Genomic DNA, 24,979 nt, shown 5'->3' on the forward strand with positions numbered 1-24,979 from the left:
AAAACTGGTTAGGACAGAACGGCACTACTTAGACCGGAGCATGGCTGCGCCTGGCGAAAAAAGGCACCGGCCCGCGCACCGTCACCTACGAACAGGCGCTGGAAAGCGCCCTCTGCCATGGCTGGATCGATGGTCAAAAGCGGGCCGAGAGCGAGCAATACTGGTTGCAACGCTTCACCCCGCGCTCCGCAAAAAGCATTTGGTCCAAACTCAACACGGATCGGGCTGAAGCGCTGATCGCCGCAGGCAGAATGCGCCCGCCCGGCTTGTGCGAAATCGAGAAAGCAAGAAAGGACGGCCGCTGGCAGGCTGCCTATACGTCGGCAAGCAATTCGACCGTGCCGGACGACCTGCAGGCGGCTTTGGACGCCAATCCGGAAGCCCGCGCGTTTTTCGCGACACTGAACAGCCGTAACCGCTATGCCATCCTGTATCGGATACAGCATGCCAAGAAGCCGGAAACCCGGGCGCGCAAAATCGGGGAATTCATCGACATGCTGAATCGCGGCGAAACCATCCATCCATAGATTGTTCGCTGACGGGAATGGCGCGAAACGGGGCAACTCGCCCTTCACTGCGGCTTCGGCTCGGCAGCCGGTAACGCAACGCGCAATCGTGAACGCGGCGACTGGGGGTGAACCATGGACCAAGGCGGAGACTTCATCGTGCGCACCATGTCGGCCGACGAGGTCGCCATGGCGGTCGAATGGGCGGCGGCAGAAGGCTGGAACCCCGGCCTGCACGATCCTTCCTGTTTCAGGGCGGCGGACCCGGCCGGGTTCTTCGTCGGCATCTGGCGCGGCGAGCCGGTCGCGTGCATTTCTGCTGTCGCCTATGACGAACGCTTCGGCTTCATCGGCCTCTACATCGTGAAACCCGGGTTTCGCGGCCAAGGCTTCGGCATCCGAACCTGGCAGCACGGCATGCGTTACCTCGGAGACCGCAACATCGGGCTCGATGGTGTCGTGGCCCAGCAGGCGAACTACACGAAGTCCGGATTCGAGCTTGCTTACCGCAATATCCGCTATGAGGGGCGCGTGGACGGCATCGGGTGCGCGCACGTGGTGGCAGCGGCCGACGTGCCCTTCGAGCAGTTGCTTGCCTACGACCGCGCGTGCTTTCCGTCGGCGCGCGAGCGTTTCGTCTCCACCTGGATCGCGCAGCCGGATGCCGTTGCGCTCGCGACGATCGACGCCGGCCGTGTCGCCGGCTACGGTGTCGTGCGCCGTTGCAGGACGGGCTGCAAGATCGGCCCGCTTTTCGCCGACGACACGGGCGTCGCCACCGGACTGTTTCGCGCGCTGGCGGCGCGCATGCCTGGCGAGGTCATCGTGCTCGACGTGCCGGAAACGAACCCGGCAGCCGTCGCGCTGGCCGAGCGGCACGGCATGACGAGCGTGTTCGAAACCGCACGGATGTACACGAAAGAAACACCGGCGATTGCGATCGATCGCGTGTTCGGGGTGACGTCGTTCGAGCTGGGGTGATCGTCACGCACATGACGGTGGGCAAATTCGGGAAATTGACATCGCCATCAAAACTAATAGAATTAGGTTTTTGACTAATTCGAGTAGCATCCGCCATGGCACGCGCCGGCATCACCCTGGACAAACTCGTCGAAGCCGGCGCGCAACTCGCCGATGAAACCGGCTTCGAGCACCTGACCGGCGCGGCGCTCGCGCGTCACTTCGACGTCAAACTGGCCAGCCTGTACTCCCACATCCCGAGCTTCGACGACCTCAAGAGCCGCATCGCACTCTTCGCGCTGAAGGAGCTCGCCGATCGTGCGACCGACGCCTTGGCCGGCCGCACCGCCAAGGACGCGCTCACCGCGCTCGCCAACGTCTATCGCGACTACGCCCGCGAGCACCCCGGTCGCTTCGCGGCAGCACGCCACCCGGTCAGCGCCGAACGCGCCGCCGAAAGCGCGGGTGGCCAGCTCGTCAGGATGACCTCGGCCGTGCTGCGCAGCTATGCCATTCCGGAAGCCGAGCAGGCGCATGCGATCCGTCTGCTCGGCGGCTTTTTCATGGGCTATGTCACGCTCGAAAGCGCGGGCGGTTTCGCGCACAGCGCACCGGCTTCCGACGTGTCGTGGTCGCGCAGTCTCGATGCGCTGGACGTGATGCTGCGCCACTGGCCTGCTGCCGCATGACGCGCCCAACGTCCAACGGAACGGAACCGAATCGATGAAAGACCACCCCGACGGCGTCGCCCTGCCGAGCCGCGTCGTCCCCTTCCCGACGTCGATCAGCGACGAAGCGCGAACCGCGTTGGAACGACTGGTCGGCAGCGACGGCGTGCCGCTGAACGCGCTGCACGTGATGCCGCCGCCGGACGATTTCGATGCATGGATGCGCGTAAAGGCAGCCGCCGACGCGCACTACGCGGCGGCCATCGAGCAGCTCGGCGGCTATCTGCGTTCGAGCGTGGAGACGATCCGGGCCGGCGCGGCGGACGTGCATGTCGCCACGCCCGAAGCTGCGGCGTCCGGCGAATGCGCGTACATCGAACTGCACGGCGGCGCGCTGGTGCTCGGTGGCGGCGCCGCGTGCCACGCCGGCGCGCGGATGCAGGCCGACCGGCTCGGCATTCGGTGCTACGGCGTCGACTATCGCCTGCCGCCCGAGCATCCGTATCCGGCCGCGCTCGACGATTGCATCGCGACCTATGCGTACGTGCTGGAGCGCTACGCGCCGGAAAACATCGTCATCGGCGGACGCTCGGCGGGCGGCAACCTCGCCGCGGCGATGGTGCTGCGCGCCCGCGACGAAGGCTTGCCGCTGCCGGCCGCGCTGGTGCTGCTGTCGCCGGAAGTCGACCTGACCGAATCCGGCGACAGCTTCGAAACCAATCGCCTCGTCGATGTCGTGCTGCCGGCGTCGCTGATGCCGAACAACCTGCTCTACGCGAACGGCGCGGATCTCGCGCATCCGTATCTGTCGCCGCTGTTCGGCGATTTCTCCGCCGGTTTCCCGTCGACCTTCATCCAGAGCGGCACGCGCGACCTGTTCCTGTCGAACGCGGTGCGCCTGCATCGCGCGTTGCGCCACGCGCAGGTGCCGACCGAGCTTCACGTATTCGAAGGGATGCCGCATGGCGGGTTCATGGGCGCGCCCGAAGACAGGGAGCTGAGCGAGGAGATCGCGCGTTTCGTGCATGCGCATTTGCCGGCATCGGACGTCGAATTGAATCCGTCGAGCGTCGACCGATGAACGGGCAACGCGATCCGCACGACGCATCGGCCTAGATGACCCCGCGCACGCCCGCGACCACCTGAATCACGCCGAATACCGCGATCACCGCGGCCGACACGCGCGACAGCCCGTGCATGAACGCGAACGACATCTTCGTGCGCAGCGCGGCGGTCGTGCCGCTCAGGCATAGCCACCACGTCGCGGAACCGACGAACACACCGGCGACCATCAGCGCCACGGCCGGCCACACCGCCCCTTCCCGCGCCCCCGACAGCGGGCCGAGCGCCGCGAAAATCCCGACGAACGACAGGATCGTCATCGGGTTCGACAGCGTCAGGCCGAACGTCGTCACGAAATCGCGCAGGACGGTCGTGCGCGGCAGGTCGCGCTGCGCCGTCGACGCGGCCGGCGCCTGGCGCGCGATGGTCCACGCCAGCCACACGAGAAACGCGCCGCCGCCGATTTTCAGGCCGACGGTCAGCATCGGGAACGCCGTGACGATACCGGCGATGCCGAGCGCGCCGAGCAGGCCGTAGATCGCATCGGCGCACGCGGCGCCGATGCCCGTCGCGAATCCCGCCTGAAAACCGCGGCTCAGGCTGCGCTGGATGCACAGCATGCCGATCGGCCCGACCGGCACCGCGATCGATAGCCCCATCACGACGGACTTGATGAACAGCATCGCCTGCTCCTTGCGACATGTAACGTGTTGAACAGGCATCGTAGGGAAAGTCCCGTCATTGCTGAATGCGGTTTTTAAGGAAAAATGGCCGCCCCGCCTTAAAAAATCTCGCCGCAATGGACGATCTGGACTGGAAGGTAGTGACGCTGCTGCAGGCCAACGGCCGCATCAGCTACACGGAGCTGGCGCGCCAGGTGCACCTGTCGGTGCCGGCGGTAACGGAGCGTGTGAAGCGCCTTGAAGCGGCCGGCGTCGTCGAGGGCTACACGGCCCGGATCAATCCTGCCGCGGCCGGCTATCCGGTCAGCGCACTGATCGGCATCACGGTGCCGCAACCGGCAAAAGCAAAATTCCTCCGGTTGCTGGAAACCATTCCCGAAGTCGTCGAATGCCATCACGTGACGGGCGCGGACTCGTACATGATGCGGCTCGCCGCGATCAGCATGACCCATCTCGAACAACTGATCGAACGCATCAACCTGTACGGCGAGACCCGCACGTCGATCGTGATGTCGACGCCGCTGCCCGCACGCGGGCTGGCGCGGCCGCCGTCGCAGCGCGACGTCGTTCGCGATTGACACATCGGGAGGCCCCGTCCGATCCGCTTCCCGCAGGGGATCATCAAGCCATTCTGGTTGGCGGTAACCGGCGGCCGATTGTCGGTTGGCCGGTTACCGCCGTGACGATCTCAATCGATCGGCTACTTGCCCAGGCCACCCAAGCCGCCCAGCAGGCCGCCCACCAGCCCCGTGACAGGTGCGAGCGGGTTGGAGAGACCACCCAACGGTGAGCCGCCGCCCGTGCCGCCCGTGCCCGTCGTGGAACCGTTGTGGACGATCGCCGTATTACCGCCGACCACGCTCGTCACCAGGCCCGCGACCGGCACCGCGCCGTTCGCACCGCCCGGGTTCACGAGGCCGCCCGCATTGGTCACGGTGTTGCCGACCGCGCGCACGACGTCGCCGACGCCGCCGACCAGCGGCTGGGGCGACGTGGACGTCACCTTCCATCCCGCCGACGTGATCGCGCCGCCGATCTGTCCGAGCAGGCCCGCGACGGGCTGCCCGAGGCCGGTTGCTGTGCCGACCTGCTGCGTGACCTGGCCGACGGTCGTGACGAGCGGCGTGATCGCCGTGCTGATCGCCTGCGTCGTCTGCTGGACCGGGCCCGACGACAGCGCCGCGCCGAGCATGGTGCCGCCCGTCTTGAGGCCACCGGCGACGGTGTCGAGCAGGCCGCCGACCGGCGTCGTGAGCGGCGCCAACGGTGACAGCGGGCCGGTGCCGAGCGCCTTCACCGTGTCGCTGAGGCCAGTGACCGGGTTGCTGGTCGAGCCGACGATGGAACCCAGCCCGGCGACCGTCGTGCCGACCGGGTTCGTCGTGAAGCCGATCTGACCGATGCCGTTGCTCACGGCATTCGACGTGTCGCGGATGATCGTGCCCGCGCCCGCGACCGTGTTGCCGAGGCCGGTGGTCACGCCCTTGGTCGGTCCCGGCGGGCTCTCGCCGGAAATCGTGGCGCCGGCGTCGATGACGACCGCGCCGACGGCGCTGACGATGCCGTTCGTGCCCGGGGTGCCGCTTGTGCCGCTTGTGCCACCGATTCCGCTGGTTCCGCTGGTTCCGCTGGTTCCGCTGGTTCCGCTGGTTCCGCTCGTTCCGCTCGTTCCGCTCGTTCCGCTCGTTCCGCTCGTTCCGCTGGTTCCGCTCGTGCCGCTGGTTCCGCTCGTGCCGCTGGTTCCGCTCGTGCCGCTGGTTCCGCTCGTGCCGCTGGTTCCGCTCGTGCCACTGGTTCCGCTCGTGCCGCTGGTTCCACTCGTCCCGCTGGTTCCGCTCGTCCCGCTCGTCCCGCTCGTCCCGCTCGTCCCGCTCGTCCCGCTGGTTCCGCTCGTCCCGCTGGTTCCGCTGGTCCCGCTCGTACCGCTGGTTCCGCTCGTCCCACTCGTGCTCGTCCCGATGGTGTTACCACCCGGCTTCGGCGCCGTAACATCGCTGCCGCCGCACGCAGCCAGCGCACAAGCCGCGGCAATGGCGGCGAGCGCAACGTTCGCCTTGATGAAATGATTTTGCATGGAAGCCCCCGTTCGCTTTTCAGCTCGATCATCCAGACAAGCACCTATCGTGCCATTGCGATCGGCATCAACGACGACTTCACACACACGCCGGACGGCCGCATCCAGACGGCCTTCCCGGGCGCGATGCAGGGCATCCGGGCCCGACCTCACGACCGTGACCACGCCGTGCGTCCTGGGTAACGCGTGCGTAACACGAGGCCCTGCGTTACGTAGCATCGCGCGGCGACAGACACGTCCTGCCCTGTATCGCCATCATCCAGGCACGCGAAACTGCGCTGCCGCCGACACCCGCCCCCATAATTCACACTCGCCGCACGAATGGCGCCCCGATTCCCGGAGAAGACAGACGATGAACACCCCGCGTGAAGTGCTGAAAGCCGCCGACATCGCGGCGATGGAACCGGAGCATTCCGTCCATCCGTTGAACGAGAATGCCGTCCGCCTGAAGCGCGCGCTTGGGGACGCAACCGGACTGACGCAACTCGGCGTCCACCTGATGACCTTGATGCCAGGACACGAATCCACCGAATACCACCGGCATCTCTACGCGGAGGAATGCGTCTACGTGCTTTCAGGATCGGGCGAAGCAATCATCGATGGCCGGACCCATGCGATCGGCCCGGGCGACTTCATGGGATTTCCACGCGGCGGCGCCGCACACACGATGCTGAACACCGGCGATCTGCCGCTGGTCTATCTCGTGGCAGGCGACCGGCCCGAACACGACGTGTGCGACTATCCGAAGCTCGGCAAGCGGCTGTACAAGGCGGGCACCCACAAGGTCTTCGTGGATCTCGGCACCACCCCCGAGTGATGCCCGCATCGCCTGACGAAGCTCACACGACCAGCGACGCGACGATCGCACACCACAACGCACTCGCGCCGCACAGAAACACGCGCCGCGCGACGAGCATCCGCGATTCGTCGTCGGCGGTCTTCATCGGCGACGTGGCGAGAAACGGCACGCTGACGAGGCACGCGAACCCGGCCAGCGCCGGCAGGATCACGACGTAGTCACCGAACCGCCAAGGCAGCGGCTCGTGCCAGCCCCAGTAGCCGAGAAACAGCATGCCCATCGAAAACATCGTCGCGGCAGCCGAGCTGAGCGCGACCACCGATCCCGTCGGAAATTGCATGGCAGCCTCCCCTCGCGCGGCGTGCGCGACGCCGGGTCATTATCCGGGCACGACAGCAAAAAGCACAACGACGGCCGATGGATGGCAACGCTCATCCCGACGTCGAAGCCGACCAGCACGTCGAACGAGCGCAGCCCGATCCCGGTGGCCGGTTGCGCCTGCGGCGCGGGGATGCGGAAGAGGCACGGACGATTGCGGCGATGCCGCATGAATGATCGTTGTCACGGATTGACGGCGATCGGCTTCAGGTGAAGGAAGCGCCCGCCTTCAACCCGGCTTCTTCGCGGCCTGCATGACGGAGATCCAGCCCACCACCGCCGCGGCGACCCAGCAGCACGCGATCATCAGGTCGAGATCCATCCAGCCTTCGAAGTTCGTGCTGTTTTCGAAACTGCAGCGCTGGTGGCCCCTGACCCACACGCAGCCATTGATGAATTGCTGGATGTGCATATAAACGCTGTAGACGGCAAAGGCCGACGCAATGACTGTGAGCCGCAAACGGACGTGCTTTTTCATGTGACGCGGGTGCCGGTGGGAAAGCCTGTGCCGATCTTACGGCAACGGCAAGCCACCCGGCAATCCGTCACACCCTGGAGCGCCCGGATGCCCGCTGCTCACCCGTCGATCGGCCTGATCGTCTTCAGGCAGTCCGCCGCCAGTTGCTGATAGATGCGCGTGCCGTTCGCCTTCGCGTCGATCTCCGCGTCGCTCAGCCGCCGCACGACGCGCCCCGGCACGCCCGCGAGCAGCACGCCGCGCGGCACGTCGTAGCCGGCCTTCACGAACGCGCACGCGGCGACGATCGTCGCCGCACCGATCGTCGCGCCGTCCATCACGACCGCATTCATGCCGATCATCGTGTCGGGTTCGAGCGTCGCGCCATGCACGATCGCGCCGTGGCCGACGTGGCTGTTGACGCCGAGCCGGCACGTCTCGCCGATCCCGACGTGCAGCACGCAGCCGTCCTGCACGTTGCTGCCGCCTTCGACGACGATCGCGCCGAAGTCGCCGCGCAGGCTCGCATGCGGGCCGATGTAGCAGCGCGCGCCGATCGTCACGTCGCCGATCACGACCGCGCTCGGATCGACATACGCGGACGGGTCGATGCGCGGCCGCATCCCGTTGAATTCGAACAGCGGCATCGGTCAGAGCGCCGCGGCCGCTTCCGGCACGAGCGTGAACAGGTCGCCGACCACACCATAGTCGGCCACGCTGAAGATCGGCGCGTCCGGGTCCTTGTTGATCGCGACGATCACCTTCGAATCCTTCATGCCGGCCAGGTGCTGGATCGCACCCGAGATGCCGACCGCGATGTACAGCTGCGGGGCGACGATCTTGCCGGTCTGGCCGACCTGGTAGTCATTCGGTACGTAGCCGGCGTCGACTGCCGCGCGCGAGGCGCCGAGAGCGGCTTGAAGCTTGTCGGCCAGCGGCTCCAGCACCTTCGTGTAGTTCTCGCCGCTGCCCAGACCGCGGCCGCCCGACACGATGATGCTCGCCGACGTGAGTTCCGGCCGGTCCAGCTTCGTCACTTCACGGCTCACGAACTGCGACTTGCCCGCATCGGGTGCTGCTTCGATCTTCTCGACCGTGGCGCTGCCGCCTTCCGTTGCCACCGGATCGAACCCGGTCGCACGCACCGTGATGACTTTGACCGGATCGCCCGACTGCACCGTCGCGATCGCGTTGCCCGCGTAGATCGGGCGCTCGAACGTATCGGCCGACACCACCGCCGTGATCTCGGAGATCTGTGCGACATCCAGCTTCGCGGCAATGCGCGGCGCGATGTTCTTGCCGTAGGCCGTTGCCGGCGCAACGATGTGCGAATAGCCGTTCGCGACGGTCATCGCCGTCGCTTCGACGTTCTCGGCGAGACCGTCGGCCAGCTGCAGCGCATCGGCCAGCAGCACCCTCGACACACCCGGGATCTTCGCGGCTGCGTCTGCTGCCGCTTGCGCATGGTGTCCGGCGACGAGCACATGAACGTCGCCACCGCCCGCCGCATCGAGCGCCTGTGCGGCCGCGACGGCATTCAGCGTCGCGGCCTTGAGCGACGCGTTGTCGTGTTCCGCAATTACCAGAATCGTCATTTCTTTCCGCTCCCTCTTACAGCACCTTGGCTTCGGTCCTCAGCTTCGCGACCAGCGTCTGCATGTCCGGCACCTTCACGCCGGCTGCGCGCTTCAGCGGCTCGTTCACCTCGAGCACTTTCAGGCGTGGCGTCACGTCCACGCCGAGGTCTTCCGGCTTCACGGTTTCGACCGGCTTCTTCTTCGCCTTCATGATGTTCGGCAGCGTCACGTAACGCGGCTCGTTCAGGCGCAGATCCGTGGTGATGACGGCGGGCAGTTGAAGCGACAGCGTTTCCGCGCCGCCGTCCACTTCGCGTGCGACCGTCGCACGGCCGTCAGCCACCACGACCTTCGATGCAAACGTCGCCTGCGGGAACCCCGCCAGCGCAGCCAGCATCTGGCCCGTCTGGTTCGAATCGTCGTCGATCGCCTGCTTGCCGAGGATCATCAGTTGCGGCTGCTCCTTGTCGACCAGCGCCTTCAGCACCTTCGCGACGCCAAGCGGCTCGACGCCTTCATTCGATTCGACGAGGATCGCGCGATCCGCGCCGATCGCGAGCGCCGTGCGCAGCGTTTCCTGCGCCTGCGCGACGCCGACCGACACGGCCACCACTTCCGTCACGACACCGGCCTCCTTCAACCGCACGGCCTCTTCCACCGCGATCTCGTCGAACGGGTTCATCGACATCTTCACGTTCGCGATGTCGACGCCCGTCCGGTCGGATTTCACGCCGACCTTCACGTTCGCGTCGACCACGCGTTTTACTGCCACGAGCGCTTTCAACTGCCTGTCTCCTGTTCCGTTGCGTACGCCGCGCCGCGTCAGCGCGCGGTAAAGCCACCGTCGATCACGAGCTCCGCGCCCGTCACGTAACGGCCTGCCGGCGACACGAGATACAGGATGCCGGCCGCGATGTCGCGCGGGCTGCCGATCTTCGCCATCGGCACGTTGGTCTGCATGTACTCGAAGGCGCGATCGGGATCCTGCCCCATCTGGCGGAACGCGTCCTCGAGCATCGGCGTGCGGATATAGCCGGGATGCACCGAGTTCGCGCGGATGTTCTTCGCCGCGTACAGCATCGCATCGACCTTCGCCATCATCCGCACCGCGGCCTTCGACGCGTGATACGCGGGCACGTCGGGCCCGCCGACGATCCCGTACATCGACGACAGGTTCACGATCGAGCCGCCGCCGGCCGCGTCGATATGCGGAATCGCCGCACGCGTGCACAGGAACACGCCGTTCACGTTGACGTCCTGCACGCGCTGCCACTGCGCGAGCGTGAGCTCGTGCGTCGGCACGTTGTGGCCTTCGATGCCCGCGTTGTTCACGAGCACGTCGAGGCGCCCGAAGCGCGCGACGATCTCGCCGAATACGCGCGCCACGTCGGCTTCGTGCGTGACGTCGAGTGACCAGAACGCGGCCTGGCCGCCCTGCGCGCGGATTTCCTCGACCAGCGCTTCCGCCGGTTGCGACAGCACGTCGAGAATCGCGACGCTCGCGCCGGCGGCCGCCAGCGTGCGCGCGGTCTCCGCGCCGATGCCGCGCGCGCCGCCGGTGATCGCGGCCACCTTGCCGCGCAGGTCGAACAGGTCTTCGATGAGCTTCATGTCGTCTCCAGGGTTTTGTTCAGACAGGCCGCCCGCATCGAGGCCAGCCGTCAAGGGCATCCGGCGTTATCGCGTATTCCGCGTCGCAAGGAAATCGAGGCATTCCCGATTGAAATAGTCGGCGTGTTCCACCATCACCCAGTGGCCGCACCGGTTCATCAGCACGAAACGCGCATCGCGGCAGCGTTCGAGGAATTTCAGCGCGCCGCCGACCGGATTGAACCGATCGTCCGTGCCCCAGAACCCGAGCACCGGCGTACGCAGGTCGCCGAGTGCGTCGGTCAGGTTCGGCACGCTCATCGTCGACAGCACTTCGGTCGGCTGCTCGACGCACACCTTCATCCGCTCAGCGACGAGCGCGTCGGTGACGATCGCCGGATCGTGCACGAGCAGCGTCAGCAGCTCGCGCATCGTGTCGTCATTCATCTGGCGCTGGGTGAACAGCTTCACCATCCGCTGGATGCCTTCCATCCGGAAATAGGTGTCGCGATCCTCGACGCCGCCCGGCGCCATCATGATCAGCCCGTCGACTTCGTCCGGGTAGTCGAGCGCGTACTTCAGCGCGATCGCGCCGCCGAGCGAGTTGCCGAGCAGCACGGCCGGGCCGATGCCGAGCGCGTTCAGCTGCGCATGCAGCGCGCCGACGAAGAAATCGAGCGTATAGGCGACGTCGGCGGGCTTCGACGACTGCCCGTAACCTGGCAGGTCGACGACGATCGCGCGATAGCCGGCCGCCGCGAACGCGGGCACGTTGTGCTTGAAGTTGCTGAAACCGCTGGCGCCCGGGCCGCTGCCGTGGATGAACACCACCGGCCGGCCTTCGCCCGCCTCGTAGTGGTGCAGGCGCAGGCCGCCCGGCACGTCGGTGAAGATGCCGGCCGGCGGCGTCGTGGGGATCGTCATCGCGGGTTGTCTCCTTCGTCGTTCGATGGCTGTCTGCCACGATGATTGCGCCGCCGGCGCCAGCCGGCATCATCCTTTCAGACTACGAAGCCGCGCGCGCTTCTTCCTATCATCGGCCCACCGAAACGGAGGCAACGATGAACGGATTCGACTACAGCGGCAAGACGGTGCTCGTGACGGGCGGCACCAAGGGCATCGGGCGGCGCATCGCCGAACGGTTTCTCGCGGCAGGCGCGCGCGTATTCGTCTGCGGACGCAGCGCGCCCGACACGCCGCCGTCGGCCGGCGGCCGCACGGCGACCTTCGTCGCGGCCGATCTGCGCGACATCGAACAGGTCGACGCGATGCTCGCGACGATTCGCGCGGCGGCCGGCCGCCTCGACGTGCTCGTCAACAACGCGGGCGGCTCGCCGTTCGCGCTCGCGGCCGATGCGTCGCCGCGCTTCACCGAATCGATCGTGCGGCTGAACCTGATCGCGCCGCTACAGCTCGCGCAGCGCGTGAACGCGCTCATGCAGCCGCAGCCCGAAGGCGGCGTGATGCTGTTCATCGCGAGCGTCAGCGCGTCACGTCCGTCGCCGGGCACGGCCGCGTACGGCGCCGCGAAAGCCGGCCTCGTCAACGCGGTCACGTCGCTCGCGGTCGAGTGGGCGCCGCGCGTGCGCGTGTGCGCGATCAGCCCGAGCCTCGTGCAGACGGAATCGGCCACCGAAGGCCACTACGGCGACGGCGATGCGCTCGACGCCATTCGCGCGACGATTCCCGCCGGCCGGCTCGCGACCCCCGACGACGTCGCCGCCGCGTGCCTGTTCCTCGCGTCGCCCGAAGCGTCGTACACGTCGGGCGCCAACCTGCGGCTCGACGGCGGCGGCGAGCGGCCCGCGTTCCTGTCGGCCGCGCAGGCGGCCACACGTTGATGCATGCATGGCCAACCGTCCGGTGCGAATCGTTGCCAGTCCTAGGGCCTGTTCACGCTAATAACGGGCTTGCGAACGTGCCTTTCCGCCCGCAGTGCAAGGAGAGAGGAGGCGCAATAGCCGTAGCTATTGCAACGACGAACGACGCCGCAATGCGGGCGGAAAGGCACGTTCCCCTGTTTGGAAAAATGCTCTCGTGGGGCTGGCCCCCAGAAGGGCCGATCGCCGCGTCATGCTCCTTGCGAATACGTTGAGTATTCGCTTCGTCGCATTCCTTGCGCTCGGCCCTTCTGGGGGCCAGCGCAAGCCCGTTATTAGCGTGAACAGGCCCTAGGGAAGTCATCTAGTTCATTTTGACGATTCCCTGCTACCGCGATCTCCCTACTCTGCCTCTCACGACAACACACACAGTCGACCGTCGTCGATACCCCCAAGAGGAGACACCATGCATCAACGGATTTCGCGCCGTACCGACAAGCGGGCAACCGCCACGCTGTCGACGCTGGCCGCCGCGCTGCTCGCGTGTGCCGCTCCCGGCGCACACGCAGGCAGCACGATCGAGCTGGGCGCCGACACGACGCTGGACTACACGTTCACGCTCAGTTACGGCCTCGGCATGCGCACCCGCGCACCGAGCGGCAATCTCCTCACGCCGGCGAACATCAACGGCGACGACGGCGACCGCAACTTCGCGAAGAACAAGCTGATCGAGAACCAGGTCAGCCTGCTCGGCGAAGTGAACCTGAAGCACGACGACTGGGGCGTGTTCGTGCGCGCCGACACGTTCTACGACCAGGCGTATCGCCGCCCGAACTACAACGACGCGCCGGGCACCGTGAACCAGTCGGGCCAGTACAACAACTTCACGAGCGACGCACGCTACTGGTCGGGCGGCCACACCACGCTGCTGGCCGCGTATGCGTACAACACGTTCAGGATCGGCTCGACGAGCCTGAACGTGAAGGTCGGCGACCAGGTCGTCGCGTGGGGCGAAAGCCTGTTCTTCCCGAACATCGCCGGCGCACAGGGGCCGTCCGACGCGACCAAGTCGTACATGGCCGGCGCCGAAGTGAAGGACATCCTGCTGCCGGTGCCGCAGATCTCGACGCAGTGGCAGATCACGCCGAACTTCAGCCTGCTCGGCTACTACCAGTTCTCGTATCAGCAGAACCGGCTGACCGCGCCCGGCACGTACTGGAGCTATTCGGACGTCACGGGCCCCGGCGCGCAGTTCATCATCGGCCCGGGCGGGATGATCATTCCGCGCGGCCCCGACGACAAGCCGAGCGCGCGCAACCAGTGGGGGATCGGCGCACGCTTCCGCGTGCTCGGCGACACCGAGCTCGGCCTGTACCACCTGCACTACAACGACATGAACCCGAGTGTCGTCACGACCTACTTCCCGACGCTCCAGTACCAACAGACCTACTTCAGCAACATCAAGCTGACCGGCGCGAGCTTCTCGACGCAGGTCGGCCCGGTGAACGTCGCCGGAGAAGTGTCGTACCGCCAGGGCGCGGCCGTGCTCGTCAACACGCCGACCGGCCCGCAGTCGACCCGCGCGAACGTGCTGCAGACCAACCTGTCCGGCATCTACTCGATCGGGCCGAGCTTCCTCGCGAATTCGCAGTCGCTGATCGGCGAACTCACGTACGTGCATGCCGGCAGCATCTCCGAGCTCGACGGCTCGACCACGCTCGCGAATTCGCGCAATGCGCTCGCGATGGAGATCGCGTGGACGCTCAGCTACAAGAACGTGTTCAACGGCTGGGATCTCGACGTGCCGCTGACCTACGCGCACGACCTGACGGGCACGTCGCCGCTCGCGGGCGCGCTCGGCTCGCTGACCGGCCAGGGCGACCACCGCGTGACGGCCGGCGTGACCTTCACGCGCCTGAGCAACCTGCAGCTGTCGCTCGTCTACGCGAAGTTCCTCGGCTCGCCGAACCCGGTCACGCGCCCGCTCGCGGATCGCGACTACGTGCTGGCCACGGCGACCTACCACTTCTGAGCGGCCCGGCCGCTCGTCATTCAGCACTATGAGGATCGATATGAAACGCATTCATTTCCCCCTCCTGCGCGCGTCGGTGATGGCCGCGTGCGCGGTCGTCGCGACGGCGTCGTACCCGAAGGTCACGCCGGACGACCTGAAGGCGCTCGACGGCCCGCTGACGCCGATGGGCGCGGTGCGCGCCGCGAGCAAGGACAGCGGCGTGCCCGAGTGGTCGGGCAAGTGGCTCGGCACGCCGCCGGACGTGCAGTACAAGCGCGGCAGCCGCTACCCCGATCCGTTCGCGAGCGAGAAGCCGGTCGCGACGATCACCGCGGAAAACATGGCGCAGTATGCGGAGCACCTGACCGACGGCCAGAAGGCGATGTTCAAGCGCTACCCTGCGACGTTCAAGATCAACGTCTATCCGAGCCATCGCGACTTCCGCTACGCGGATGCCGTGTACAAGGACATCCGCACGTACGCGCCGGATTCGACGATGACCTCCGACGCGAACGGCCTCACGAACGCGCCGCCGACGGTGCCCTACCCGATCCCGAAGACGGCCGCCGAGCTGCTGTGGAACCAGCGCTTCTCGTCGGCGATCGGCGCCGAGCAGGCGACCTACGACCAGGCGGTCGTGTACTCGGACGGCAACATCGCATGGGGCAAGGTGCGCTACGACATCTACTCGCCGCGCAACTCCGGCAAGTACGACGTGAAGAGCGACCTGAACAACCGCACGTACTACCGCAACGCGACGGAGCTGCCGCTGTCCGACCGCGGCTCGCTGATCGTCGGCTTCACGAACTGGGACAAGGCCGGCGCGGACAACTCGTCGCGCACCTGGATGTACAACCCCGGCACGCGGCGCGTGCGCCAGGCGCCCGAGTACGGCTACGACCAGCCGCAGGGCCCGGGCGGCTTCCGCACCGTCGACGACGACCGCCTGTACAACGGCCCCGGCGACCGCTACGACTGGAAGATCGTCGGCAAGCGCGAGATCTACGTGCCGTACGACAACTACAAGGCGATGGACAGCTCGGTGAAGTACGCGGACCTGCTGACCAAGGGCCACGAGAACCCGTCGTATATCCGCTACGAGCTGCATCGCGTGTGGGTGCTGCAGGCGACGCTGAAGAGCAACTACCGCCACCAGTACGCGAAGCGCGTGCTGTACATCGACGAGGATTCGTGGATGACGCTGCTCGCCGACAACTACGACGCGCGCGGCCAGCTGTGGCGCACCAACGTCGCGACGACGCTGTACGCGTATGACGCGAAGGTGTTCTACCCGGGCGTCGTGTTCTTTCACGACCTGATCTCCGGCGCGTACATGGCCGACCGCCTGACCAACGAAGGCCCGATGCCGAAGCTCGACAACAGCCCGCAGTTCAACGAGGCGTACTTCTCGCCGGACGCGATCCGCAGTTCGGGTAACTAAGCAACCCCCGACACGGCACGCCCGCACCCCACGCGCCGGAGCCTCGCTCCGGCGCCCGGCGCCGCCCGCGACGGCGGCCTGTTCCATTCGATTCATTCGAGATTCGAGGGCTCTTTCATGTCTTCCCGCCTGCATACGACGCTCGGCGACGAGCTGTACGCCGCGTGGCACGCGCGTGCGCCGGTCGCGCCGCTGTCGAGCCGCCCGCGCCGCCTGTCGCTCGACGACGCGTACCGCATCCAGCAGCGTTTCATCGAACGCCGCATCGAACACGGTGAGACCGTGGTCGGCAAGAAGATCGGCGTGACGAGCCAGGCCGTGCAGGACATGCTGAACGTGCGCCAGCCCGATTTCGGCATCCTGCTGTCGGGCATGCACTACGCGGCCGGCGAAGCGATCGCCGCCGATTCGCTGATCGCGCCGCGCGCCGAGGGCGAGATCGCGTTCATTCTCGCGCGCGACCTGCGCGGCCCCGGCATCGACCGCACCAACGTGATCGCCGCGACGGCCGCCGTCGCGCCCTGCTTCGAGATCGTCGATTCGCGCATCCGCGACTGGGCGATCCGCATCGAGGACACCGTCGCCGACAACGCGTCGTGCGGCGTATACGTACTCGGCGATGCACGCGTCGATCCGCGCACGCTCGATCTCGCCGCGTGCGAGATGACGATCGACAAGAACGGCGAGCAAGTCGCGCACGGTCGCGGCGACGCGGCACTCGGCCACCCCGCCGACGCGGTCGCATGGCTCGCGAACACGCTCGCCGCGTACGACGTGCCGCTGCTCGCCGGCGAGATCGTGCTGTCCGGCTCGCTCGCGAAACTGATTCCGGTCACGGCCGGCGACGCGCTGTCGATGCACATCTCCGGCATCGGCAGCTGCGACGTCCGCTTTATCTAAAGGAACCCTCTGATGAAGAAAATCAAATGCGCACTGATCGGGCCCGGCAACATCGGCACCGACCTGCTCTACAAGCTGCGCCGCTCACCGGTGCTCGAACCCGTGTGGATGGTCGGCGTCGATCCGGCGTCCGACGGCCTCGCGCGGGCGCGCGAGTTCGGCCTCAAGACCACCGACCAGGGTGTCGACGGGCTGCTGCCGCACGTGGCCGCCGACGACATCCGCATCGCATTCGACGCGACCTCCGCCTACGTGCACCGCGACAACTCCGACAAGCTCACCGCGCTCGGTGTGAAGATGATCGACCTGACGCCCGCCGCGATCGGGCCGTACTGCGTGCCGCCGGTAAACCTCGACGCGCATCTCGACAGCGCGCAGGCGAACGTGAACATGGTCACGTGCGGCGGCCAGGCGACGATCCCGATGGTGTACGCGGTATCGCGCGTTCAGCCGGTCGCGTACGGCGAGATCGTCGCGACCGTGTCGTCGCGTTCGGTCGGCCCCGGCACGCGCAAGAACATCGACGAATTCACGCGCACGACGTCCGGTGCGATCGAACAGGTCGGCGGCGCACGCAAGGGCAAGGCGATCATCGTGATCAACCCGGCCGAGCCGCCGCTGATCATGCGCGACACGATCCACTGCCTGACCGACGGCCCGCCCGACGTCGACGCGATCACCGCGTCCGTGCATGCGATGGTCAAGGAAGTGCAACGCTACGTGCCCGGCTACACGCTGAAGAACGGGCCGGTGTTCGACGGCAATCGCGTGTCGGTCTTCATGGAAGTCGAAGGGCTCGGCGACTACCTGCCGAAATACGCGGGCAACCTCGACATCATGACCGCCGCCGCGGCCGCCACGGCCGAGCGTTTCGCCGAACAGATGCTGGCCGCGACGGCCGCCACCGCTTGAGTCGAGGAGCCACACGATGTCACTTGCAGGCAAGAAGATCACCGTCCACGACATGTCGCTGCGCGACGGGATGCACCCGAAGCGCCACCAGATCACGCTCGACCAGATGCGCAACATCGCGCGCGGGCTCGACGCGGCCGGCGTGCCGCTGATCGAGGTCACGCACGGCGACGGGCTCGGCGGCGCGTCGGTCAACTACGGGTTTCCCGCGCATACCGACGAGGCGTACCTGAGCGCCGTGATTCCGGAGCTCAAGCAGGCGAAGGTGTCGGCGCTCCTGCTGCCCGGTATCGGCACCGTCGAGCATCTGCGCATGGCGCACGCACTCGGCGTCGGCACGATCCGCGTCGCGACGCACTGCACCGAGGCGGACGTGTCGGAACAGCACATCGGCCTCGCGCGCACGCTTGGGCTCGATACCGTCGGCTTCCTGATGATGGCGCACATGTCGTCGCCGGCGCAGCTCGTCGTGCAGGCGAAGCTGATGGAATCGTATGGCGCGAACTGCATCTACATCACCGATTCGGCCGGCCACATGCTGCCCGACGACGTGACCGCGCGCATCGGCCAGGTGCGCGACGCGCTGAAGCCGGAGACGGAACTCGGCTTCCACGGCCACCACAACCTCGCGATGGGCGTCGCGAACTCGGTCGCGGCGGTGGCCGCCGGCGCGAACCGGATCGATGCGGCCGCGGCCGGCCTCGGCGCCGGTGCGGGCAACACGCCGATGGAAGTGTTCGTCGCGGTGTGCGACCGGATGGGGATCGAGACGGGTGTCGACGTGTTCGCGATCTCGGACGTCGCCGAGGATCTCGTCGTGCCGATCATGGACGCGCCGATCCGCCTCGACCGCGACGCGCTGACACTCGGCTACGCGGGCGTCTACTCGTCGTTCCTGCTGTTCGCGAAGCGCGCGGAAGCGAAGTACGGGATTCCCGCGCGCGACATCCTCGTCGAGCTGGGGCGGCAGCGGCTCGTCGGCGGGCAGGAGGACATGATCGAAGATGCGGCGCTGACGATGGTGCGGGCGCGGGAGGTGGCGGCCTGAGCAGGCGACACCACGGGAGGACGCATGGCGAAACGGGGCGCGAGCCCCGTTTTGCATTCACGTTGGGCCAGCTGCGCTGCGGGCATCGGGATTGCGAGCGTTCTTCGTACATCGCGCGCCGACTGCTGACAACACGCTGTCAGTTGACGGCGCCCAAACTCGAGCGACCGACACACGAGGAGCACCGCCCGTGGCCCACACCGGAGACCTCACCGCACTCGCCAAGCGCAGCGTCAAACGACGCGGCGTGACCCTCCTGACCCTCTGCCTCGCCGTGCTCGTCGCGCAGGTCGACACGGCCGTCGTCAACCTCGCGACGCGTGCGATCGGCGACTATTTCCATGCGGGCGTCGGCGCATTGCAATGGGTCGTCGACAGTTACAACCTCACTTACGCGGTGCTGCTGCTGACCGGCGGGCTGCTCGCCGACCTGCACGGCCGGCGCCGCGTCTTCATCGCGGGCACGGCCCTCTTCACCGTCGCGTCGCTGCTGTGCGCGCTCGCGCCTTCGGTCGCGGTACTGATCGCCGCCCGTGCACTGGCCGGTGTCGGCGCGGCGCTGCTGCTGCCGGCGTCGCTCGCGATCGTGCGCGTGGTGTGGCGCGACCCGGTCGAGCGCGGCCGCGCGCTCGGCATCTGGGCCGCGTGCAACGGCGTGGCGATGGCGATCGGCCCGACGCTCGGCGGCGTGCTGATCCGGCATTTCGGCTGGCGCAGCATCTTTTTCGTGGTCGTGCCGTTGAGCGTCGCCGCGATGCTGCTCGCGGCCCCTGCCGTCCCCGAATCCTCCGACCCGCGCGGCCGGCACTTCGACGGCGCAGCACAACTCGCGGGCGCCCTCTCGCTCGGTGCGCTCGCCTATGCGGCGATCGTGTTCCGCGATTCGCCCGTTGCATGCGCGCTCGCCGGAGGTGTCGCGATCCTGTCGTTCGTCGCCTTCATCGCGATCGAGCGGCGCCACGGCGCAGCAGCACTGGTGCCGCTCGACCTCTTCCGGGTCGGCGCGTTTCGCGGCGCGATCGCCGCAACCACCGGCATGACGTTCGGGATGTACGGCGTGCTGTTCCTGCTGCCGCTGACGTGGCAGAGCATCGGTCGGCTCGATTCAACCGGCGCGGGCCTCGCGCTGCTGCCGATGGCGCTCGTGTTCGTCGTCGTATCGCCGGGGTCGGGGCCGCTGTGGGAACGCGTCGGCACGCGCACGACGACAGCCGGCGGGGTCGCCGTGATCGCGAGCGGGCTCGCCGTCATCGGCGCGTCAGCCGGTTCACCGGGCCTGATCGGCGCCGAAATCGGGCTGGCGTTGACCGGGCTCGGCATGGGCATCGCGACCGGCCCGTTGATGACCGTCGCCGTCGGCGCCGTCGACGCCGCGCGTTCGGGTACCGCGAGCGCACTCGTGAACGTCGCGCGGATGACCGGCGCGACGCTCGGCATCGCGGTGCTCGGCACGCTGTTCGCAGCCGCGCACGGCGGCACGGCCGGCTTGCGCACGGCGATGTTCGCCGGCGCAGCGGTTCAGTTGATGGGCGCGACCGCGTCGGCGATCAGCGTGCACCGCGCGCGGCAGGCCGCATGACACGTTGCGTCGTATGCCCCCGTACCGGGCACCGCCCGGGATTCGTCAATGATGCTTCCCGCCATGCCGCTTGCGCCGATGCGCTTCACGCGCCTGCAACAGCGACGGCATCAGTTCCTCGATGTATTGCCGCGCCTGCCCGCGCGTCACGATCTCGCTGAAGCGCTGATGGGCCTTGTCATGGCCGACCAGCGCCGCATGCGCTTTCTTCAGGATGTGCAGAAACGCGATCAGGCTCGTGCCGTCGCGCACGGGCAGCGCGTCGCGCGGGTCGAAGGCCGGTGTCGTACTCATGATCCGATCCTTTGTGGGCAGTCGGTGCGGCACGTCGGGGAGACGAGCGCCAGCAGGTCGTTCGCGAGGCGGTCGCGATCCGTCAGCGGCGCGAGGCCGAACAGCCGCTCGAGCGTCGCGGCAACCGATGCGTGATCGTACGGCGTGTGATCGACCTGCCCGGCCGCGACCCACGGCGAGATCACGATCGCCGGCACCCGCACACCGTACACGTCGAACCCGAAGCCGCTCGCGTTCAACGTCGCCGCCGCGCCATCGTTCGGCGGCGGCGCGGCGCCCGGCCTGACCGAATCGTAGAAGCCGCCGTGCTCGTCGTAGCAGATCACGAGCAGGCTGCTGTTCCACACCGGCGAATTGCGGATCGCGTTGTACACGCGCGCGGCGAGCTGGTCGCCGCCGGCGAGGCCGTCCATCGGGTGATGCGAGCTGCCGTTCTGGTAAGTGCCGTGCACGATGTCGCCGTAACCGGGCTCGATGAACGTGTAGCGCGCCGTATAGCCGGCCGCGAGATCGGCCTCGAAATGCGCGAGGTCGTCGATGTCGAAGAAGCTGATGCCCTTCAGCGACGCGACCTGCGGCACGTGGCCGAGCGGGTCGCCGGTCTGGTCCTGGTAGATGCGCCAGTTGCCGTCGCCGAGCGCGGCGAAGATCGAACCCTTCGGATACGGAAAGCCGTCGAACGCGTCCCATCCGGCCATTTCTTCCTTGGTCGGCGAATGGTCGAGCCCGGCCGACGACGCGCCGTGCAGGAAAAAGCGGTTCGGCCAGGTCGGCCCGGGCATCGACGCATGCCACGCGTCGCACAGCACGAACGCGTTCGCGAGCGCGTGCAGCGACGGCGCCTGCGTCGCGATATCGACGCCCTGCATGATCTTGCCCGCGTCGGCCGGCTGCGGCGGCGTGCCTTCGGAATGCGAGGTCGCGTAGTTCGACACGAACCCGGTGTTGACGACCGGCGGATAAGGCTGCCCTTTCACGAACGGCACGCCCGCGCCGCACAGCTGCTCGAGCACGTCGGTGAATTCGTGGCACGGATCGGTCGGCATCCGGTCGGGCGCGCCGCCGCCGAACGGATAGACCGCATCGCCATACGCGTTGCTGTTGCCGGGCGACGCGGCGACGATGTCGGGATAGCCCGACAGTGCGAACAGGTGATCAAAGGAACGGTTCTCGAGCATCAGCACGAACACGTGCTGGATGCGGTCCTGAACCGACGGGGATGCGGGGGCTGCGTCTGCACTCATGGCGCCTCCTGGCGTCGCGCGACGAAAGTCCTGCTGGCACGGTCGTCGGCCCGCTGAAAGCGGCTGAAGGGATTGAAAGCCGTGGCGCGGGCCGCGAATTGCCGATGAGTGTACGACCGCGCCGGCCCGCGCGTAAAGTCGCACGCGAACCGTGTTGTGACGACGCGCGCGCCTTGTTGCAAGTACGACCGTCAACGACGATGCGTTTGCCCGGCTCGTGCGATTCGTGACGGGGGGATTGTCGGCGCGCTGGGCCGACGTGAAGCTGCGGTAGAACCACGCGCGTCGGCGACAAGGATCCGGGGCTCGACGCAGCGGCGATGCAGGCGACGCTCCTCGCGTGGCATCCGAACGCGCGGCTCGTGACGATACCGAATTGCGGGCATGACCCGATGCAGGAATGTCCGCCGTATTTCGCGATGATCGTCGAGGATTTTCTGCGGGACGCGGCCGCCTGAGCGTTGCGCACGCGCGGCGGCCGGTGAAGGCGGGATTGGCCGCCGCGGCATGACGATGCCGCCGGCGACCGGTGAACGGCACGCGATGTGTCGTCCACCCGGTTCGTCCGGCGTCGTCGGCCGGACGGGATTCGATCGGCGAGGCGGTGCTGCATGCCCACGCCGATCGTTGCCGCTTAACGGCGCGGCTGGCCGGTGCGCGGCGGACGCGGCGAGTTCGCGTCCTTGTGACGGAAGTTGATGCGGCCCTTGGTGAGGTCATAGACCGACAGTTCCAGCGTCACGCGATCGCCCGCAAGAATGCGGATGTGGTTCTTGCGCATGCGGCCCGACGCGTACGCGCCGACCACGACGCCGTTTTCCAGCGTGACACGGTATTTGCTGTCCGGCAGCACTTCGTCGACGATTCCGTCCAGTTCCAGCAGTTCTTCTTTTGCCAAACCAATTCCTCCAGACAAGGTAATTGACCGCGGCCGCGGCGATCTGCCCGGCGCCGTGCCCCACAACGGGACGGCGGCCGGCAGGCTGCCGGGGATCGGTTCGTTCAGACGGGCCCAGGGCCTGTCTTGCGATCGGAGCCCGGCGCGTTGCGGCGTTCAGGCGGTCGGTGGCGGCGGCGCATGGAGCGCCGCGCAAGTCGGGACCGCGCCTGCAACGGCATGGCGGCGGTCTGCTCGGGTTGATGCGTTGAAGCGGTGATGCGCTCGCGAAGCGACGGGCGCTTCACGAAGGCGTTGCGTCGCACGCGGGTCGCGCATGCGATGAGGGAGGCGTCACGACCGATGCATCGTGGATGTCGCGATGCATCGGTCGTGCGCATCGGAAACGCGCCGGCTGCCGCCCAAGCGGCGCCCTGCGCGCCAATCCATCCGGCAGCGGCCACCGCATGGCGGCCGTTGCCGATGCGACTTACTGCGGCGTGATGTTCGACGCTTGCAGACCCTTCGGGCCGCGCTTCACTTCGAAGCTGACCTTCTGGCCTTCGGCCAGGGTCTTGAAGCCCGTGCCGCGAATTTCCGAGAAATGGGCGAACAGATCGTCGCCGCCGTTGTCCGGGGAAATGAAACCAAAGCCCTTGGTTTCGTTGAACCACTTGACGGTACCGGTATCCACAAATACTTCCTTAATACAAATGACGAATAATTGAACATGCGCCCGCGACGGGCACATAAAGAATCAAAAGAGGGAGAGACCAACGACCGCCGCACGGAGTGCGGCCAATGATGAGCAATCGAACTTCTTGGACACTTCGACCACGGACACTACGCGCGAGTGGCCGTTTCGTCAAGTCTTTTTGATGCGGCGCACAAGCCCGCCGCCGGGTGCGCCTTACGCAGCGGGGGTTGCCGGCCGACGGCAGGTATTTCGATGCGCCCCCTTTTTCGGCCGGCCCGCCGGGCTTTTACTGCGGTTCGAACACGTGATGCAGCGCCGGCGGCGCGTCGCCTTCGCGAATCCGCATTTCGAACGCCTTGCGCGCGACGCTCGTCGGCCGCACGTCCGCCACGTCCAGGTAGAACTGCGAATACCAGTCGCGCATCTGGTACAGCGGCCCGTCGCCTTCGCACAGCAGCGGGTTGTCGATCCGCGTCTTGCTGTGCCAGATGTCGACGTCCTCGTAGAACGCGCGCTGCGCTTCCTTCACGTATGCGTTCGCGATCTCCATGTTCTGCGCGTCGGTCAGCCCGGCCACCTTCTTCACGATCACGCCGTAACGCAGCTCGAAGCTGTTCATGTCGATCGGCACGTGGCAGTTCAGCAGCACCGAGTGGATCGGCTGCCCACCGCTCTGCCCCGTCATCTGCGTGATGTGCACGGCCGGCCCGAAATACGTCGACAGCGCGGTCAGCGCATCGCCGCCGAGCTTCTCGCTGCGGCCGACCATCAGTTGCGTCGCCTTGTGATCCTCGAACAGGTTCGCGAAATAGTCGATCGGCGCGCGGTGCACGGTCGCGAAGTGCGCGACGTCCGAGATGTTGTCGACCAGCTCGCGGCAATTGGCCTGGATCACCATCGTGTCGACGACCCAGTCCGACCATTCGTCGGAGAAGCACACGTCGAGGCGCGGAATCGCGACTTCCGGCGGCGGCGCGTTGCCTTCCGGGTCGTTCCACACGAACAGCAGGTGGTTTTCCTCGCAGGTCGGCCAGGCGCCGATGCGCGCCTTCGGCGGGATCCGCTTGCAGTACGGGATCGATGCGCACTGCCCTTCGCCGCTCCACGCCCAGCCGTGGAACGGGCACACGAGGTGGTCGCCCTGCACCGTGCCGAGGCTCAGGTCGGCGCCCATGTGCGGGCAGTACGCGTCGACGACGTTGACCTTGCCGGTCGAATCGGCGAACACGGCGAGCTTGCGGCCGAACGCGTTCAGCGTGTGCGGCTTGCCGTCCTTGAAATCGCGGGCGAGCCCGAGGCAGTGCCAGCCGCGCGCATAGCGCTGTGCGAGCGGCTGGGCTTCGATCTTGTAGGGGCGTGCGGACATGTGGGTTGACTCCTCTTGTGGAGAGCGCGCGGC

General features: G+C 67.1%; 29 protein-coding genes. 15 read left to right on the top strand and 14 right to left on the bottom strand.

The annotated features are described in order from the left end of the window. Nucleotides 1-44 precede the first annotated feature (44 nt). From CFB34_RS11425 to CFB34_RS11440, 4 genes are all read left to right on the top strand, one after another. Nucleotides 45-527 carry a YdeI/OmpD-associated family protein gene (locus CFB34_RS11425; protein ID WP_242808644.1) on the top strand — a complete coding sequence of 161 codons (483 nt, stop codon included), beginning with the start codon at nucleotides 45-47 and terminating at the stop codon, nucleotides 525-527. Nucleotides 528-641: 114 nt separating this feature from the next. After that, complete coding sequence (locus CFB34_RS11430; RefSeq protein WP_089442390.1) at nucleotides 642-1,487, top strand: GNAT family N-acetyltransferase; 846 nt, start codon at nucleotides 642-644, stop codon at nucleotides 1,485-1,487. A gap of 95 nt (nucleotides 1,488-1,582) precedes the next feature. Then, on the top strand, nucleotides 1,583-2,155 hold the full coding sequence (locus CFB34_RS11435; RefSeq protein ID WP_089442389.1) for a TetR-like C-terminal domain-containing protein: 573 nt from the start codon (nucleotides 1,583-1,585) through the stop codon (nucleotides 2,153-2,155). A gap of 34 nt (nucleotides 2,156-2,189) precedes the next feature. Continuing rightward, on the top strand, nucleotides 2,190-3,215 hold the full coding sequence (locus tag CFB34_RS11440; protein WP_089442388.1) for an alpha/beta hydrolase: 1,026 nt from the start codon (nucleotides 2,190-2,192) through the stop codon (nucleotides 3,213-3,215). A 31-nt stretch (nucleotides 3,216-3,246) separates the two neighbouring features. On the opposite strand, the gene CFB34_RS11445 is transcribed toward CFB34_RS11440, so the two are convergent. Further along, nucleotides 3,247-3,879, bottom strand: coding sequence for a LysE family transporter (locus CFB34_RS11445; protein ID WP_089442387.1), 633 nt, complete (start codon nucleotides 3,877-3,879; stop codon nucleotides 3,247-3,249). A gap of 116 nt (nucleotides 3,880-3,995) precedes the next feature. On the opposite strand from CFB34_RS11445, the gene CFB34_RS11450 reads away from it, so the two are divergent. After that, a complete protein-coding gene (locus tag CFB34_RS11450; protein ID WP_089442386.1) occupies nucleotides 3,996-4,457 on the top strand; it encodes an Lrp/AsnC family transcriptional regulator in 462 nt (153 codons plus the stop codon). Nucleotides 4,458-4,579: 122 nt separating this feature from the next. On the opposite strand, the gene CFB34_RS11455 is transcribed toward CFB34_RS11450, so the two are convergent. Then, a complete protein-coding gene (locus CFB34_RS11455) occupies nucleotides 4,580-5,953 on the bottom strand; it encodes a collagen-like triple helix repeat-containing protein (RefSeq protein WP_089442385.1) in 1,374 nt (457 codons plus the stop codon). Between the two features lie 352 nt (nucleotides 5,954-6,305). Here CFB34_RS11455 and CFB34_RS11460 point away from each other — a divergent pair, with 352 nt between their 5' ends. Then, the gene (locus CFB34_RS11460; protein ID WP_089442383.1) at nucleotides 6,306-6,770 is read left to right on the top strand and encodes a cupin domain-containing protein; all 465 of its coding nucleotides are present in this window, start codon (nucleotides 6,306-6,308) and stop codon (nucleotides 6,768-6,770) included. 22 nt (nucleotides 6,771-6,792) lie between these two features. Here CFB34_RS11460 and CFB34_RS11465 read toward each other — a convergent pair whose 3' ends face one another. After that, nucleotides 6,793-7,092, bottom strand: coding sequence for a hypothetical protein (locus CFB34_RS11465; RefSeq protein WP_089442382.1), 300 nt, complete (start codon nucleotides 7,090-7,092; stop codon nucleotides 6,793-6,795). Between the two features lie 77 nt (nucleotides 7,093-7,169). On the opposite strand from CFB34_RS11465, the gene CFB34_RS11470 reads away from it, so the two are divergent. Further along, a complete protein-coding gene (locus CFB34_RS11470; protein WP_242808596.1) occupies nucleotides 7,170-7,307 on the top strand; it encodes a hypothetical protein in 138 nt (45 codons plus the stop codon). A 52-nt stretch (nucleotides 7,308-7,359) separates the two neighbouring features. Here CFB34_RS11470 and CFB34_RS11475 read toward each other — a convergent pair whose 3' ends face one another. The 6 genes from CFB34_RS11475 to CFB34_RS11500 form a co-directional block, all read right to left on the bottom strand. After that, nucleotides 7,360-7,608 (bottom strand): hypothetical protein, encoded by a 249-nt coding sequence (locus CFB34_RS11475; RefSeq protein WP_046547929.1) that lies wholly within the window; start codon nucleotides 7,606-7,608, stop codon nucleotides 7,360-7,362. 98 nt (nucleotides 7,609-7,706) lie between these two features. Then, on the bottom strand, nucleotides 7,707-8,234 hold the full coding sequence (locus CFB34_RS11480) for a transferase hexapeptide repeat family protein (RefSeq protein WP_089442381.1): 528 nt from the start codon (nucleotides 8,232-8,234) through the stop codon (nucleotides 7,707-7,709). Nucleotides 8,235-8,237: 3 nt separating this feature from the next. Beyond that, nucleotides 8,238-9,182, bottom strand: a complete 945-nt coding sequence (locus CFB34_RS11485; protein ID WP_089442380.1) for an FAD-binding protein — start codon at nucleotides 9,180-9,182, stop codon at nucleotides 8,238-8,240. 16 nt (nucleotides 9,183-9,198) lie between these two features. Then, the gene (locus CFB34_RS11490) at nucleotides 9,199-9,948 is read right to left on the bottom strand and encodes an electron transfer flavoprotein subunit beta/FixA family protein (RefSeq protein WP_089442379.1); all 750 of its coding nucleotides are present in this window, start codon (nucleotides 9,946-9,948) and stop codon (nucleotides 9,199-9,201) included. Nucleotides 9,949-9,986: 38 nt separating this feature from the next. After that, entirely contained in the window at nucleotides 9,987-10,775 is a 789-nt protein-coding gene (locus CFB34_RS11495; protein WP_089427384.1) for an SDR family NAD(P)-dependent oxidoreductase, read from the bottom strand. A gap of 66 nt (nucleotides 10,776-10,841) precedes the next feature. Next, on the bottom strand, nucleotides 10,842-11,678 hold the full coding sequence (locus CFB34_RS11500) for an alpha/beta hydrolase (RefSeq protein WP_089442378.1): 837 nt from the start codon (nucleotides 11,676-11,678) through the stop codon (nucleotides 10,842-10,844). A gap of 137 nt (nucleotides 11,679-11,815) precedes the next feature. Here CFB34_RS11500 and CFB34_RS11505 point away from each other — a divergent pair, with 137 nt between their 5' ends. The 7 genes from CFB34_RS11505 to CFB34_RS11535 all read left to right on the top strand — a co-directional run bounded on the left by CFB34_RS11505 (nucleotide 11,816) and on the right by CFB34_RS11535 (nucleotide 20,468). Further along, complete coding sequence (locus CFB34_RS11505) at nucleotides 11,816-12,595, top strand: SDR family oxidoreductase (RefSeq protein ID WP_089442377.1); 780 nt, start codon at nucleotides 11,816-11,818, stop codon at nucleotides 12,593-12,595. A gap of 445 nt (nucleotides 12,596-13,040) precedes the next feature. Then, complete coding sequence (locus CFB34_RS11510; RefSeq protein ID WP_089442376.1) at nucleotides 13,041-14,606, top strand: DUF1302 family protein; 1,566 nt, start codon at nucleotides 13,041-13,043, stop codon at nucleotides 14,604-14,606. Nucleotides 14,607-14,646: 40 nt separating this feature from the next. Continuing rightward, on the top strand, nucleotides 14,647-16,029 hold the full coding sequence (locus CFB34_RS11515; protein WP_089442375.1) for a DUF1329 domain-containing protein: 1,383 nt from the start codon (nucleotides 14,647-14,649) through the stop codon (nucleotides 16,027-16,029). Nucleotides 16,030-16,146: 117 nt separating this feature from the next. After that, entirely contained in the window at nucleotides 16,147-16,929 is a 783-nt protein-coding gene (gene dmpE, locus CFB34_RS11520) for a 2-oxopent-4-enoate hydratase (RefSeq protein ID WP_089442374.1), read from the top strand. Between the two features lie 12 nt (nucleotides 16,930-16,941). Next, on the top strand, nucleotides 16,942-17,841 hold the full coding sequence (locus tag CFB34_RS11525) for an acetaldehyde dehydrogenase (acetylating) (protein WP_069251681.1): 900 nt from the start codon (nucleotides 16,942-16,944) through the stop codon (nucleotides 17,839-17,841). Between the two features lie 16 nt (nucleotides 17,842-17,857). Further along, on the top strand, nucleotides 17,858-18,889 hold the full coding sequence (dmpG, locus tag CFB34_RS11530; protein WP_089442373.1) for a 4-hydroxy-2-oxovalerate aldolase: 1,032 nt from the start codon (nucleotides 17,858-17,860) through the stop codon (nucleotides 18,887-18,889). A 190-nt stretch (nucleotides 18,890-19,079) separates the two neighbouring features. Then, nucleotides 19,080-20,468, top strand: coding sequence for an MFS transporter (locus tag CFB34_RS11535; protein ID WP_089442372.1), 1,389 nt, complete (start codon nucleotides 19,080-19,082; stop codon nucleotides 20,466-20,468). 45 nt (nucleotides 20,469-20,513) lie between these two features. Here CFB34_RS11535 and CFB34_RS11540 read toward each other — a convergent pair whose 3' ends face one another. Both CFB34_RS11540 and CFB34_RS11545 read right to left on the bottom strand, forming a co-directional pair. Further along, entirely contained in the window at nucleotides 20,514-20,762 is a 249-nt protein-coding gene (locus tag CFB34_RS11540) for a hypothetical protein (protein WP_089442371.1), read from the bottom strand. Beyond that, the gene (locus tag CFB34_RS11545) at nucleotides 20,759-22,006 is read right to left on the bottom strand and encodes an alkaline phosphatase family protein (protein WP_089442370.1); all 1,248 of its coding nucleotides are present in this window, start codon (nucleotides 22,004-22,006) and stop codon (nucleotides 20,759-20,761) included. The genes CFB34_RS11540 and CFB34_RS11545 overlap by 4 nt, the downstream gene beginning before the upstream one ends. A 320-nt stretch (nucleotides 22,007-22,326) precedes the next feature. Here CFB34_RS11545 and CFB34_RS11550 point away from each other — a divergent pair, with 320 nt between their 5' ends. Then, a complete protein-coding gene (locus CFB34_RS11550; RefSeq protein WP_089442369.1) occupies nucleotides 22,327-22,464 on the top strand; it encodes an alpha/beta hydrolase in 138 nt (45 codons plus the stop codon). A 176-nt stretch (nucleotides 22,465-22,640) separates the two neighbouring features. On the opposite strand, the gene infA is transcribed toward CFB34_RS11550, so the two are convergent. The 3 genes from infA to CFB34_RS11565 all read right to left on the bottom strand — a co-directional run bounded on the left by infA (nucleotide 22,641) and on the right by CFB34_RS11565 (nucleotide 24,946). Then, nucleotides 22,641-22,904, bottom strand: a complete 264-nt coding sequence (gene infA, locus CFB34_RS11555; protein WP_011355053.1) for a translation initiation factor IF-1 — start codon at nucleotides 22,902-22,904, stop codon at nucleotides 22,641-22,643. A 469-nt stretch (nucleotides 22,905-23,373) separates the two neighbouring features. Then, nucleotides 23,374-23,577, bottom strand: coding sequence for a cold-shock protein (locus CFB34_RS11560; RefSeq protein ID WP_006483056.1), 204 nt, complete (start codon nucleotides 23,575-23,577; stop codon nucleotides 23,374-23,376). A gap of 289 nt (nucleotides 23,578-23,866) precedes the next feature. Continuing rightward, nucleotides 23,867-24,946, bottom strand: a complete 1,080-nt coding sequence (locus CFB34_RS11565; protein WP_089442367.1) for a Rieske 2Fe-2S domain-containing protein — start codon at nucleotides 24,944-24,946, stop codon at nucleotides 23,867-23,869. Nucleotides 24,947-24,979 lie beyond the last annotated feature (33 nt).

The organism is Burkholderia sp. HI4860, assembly GCF_002223045.2.
Lineage (GTDB): Bacteria > Pseudomonadota > Gammaproteobacteria > Burkholderiales > Burkholderiaceae > Burkholderia.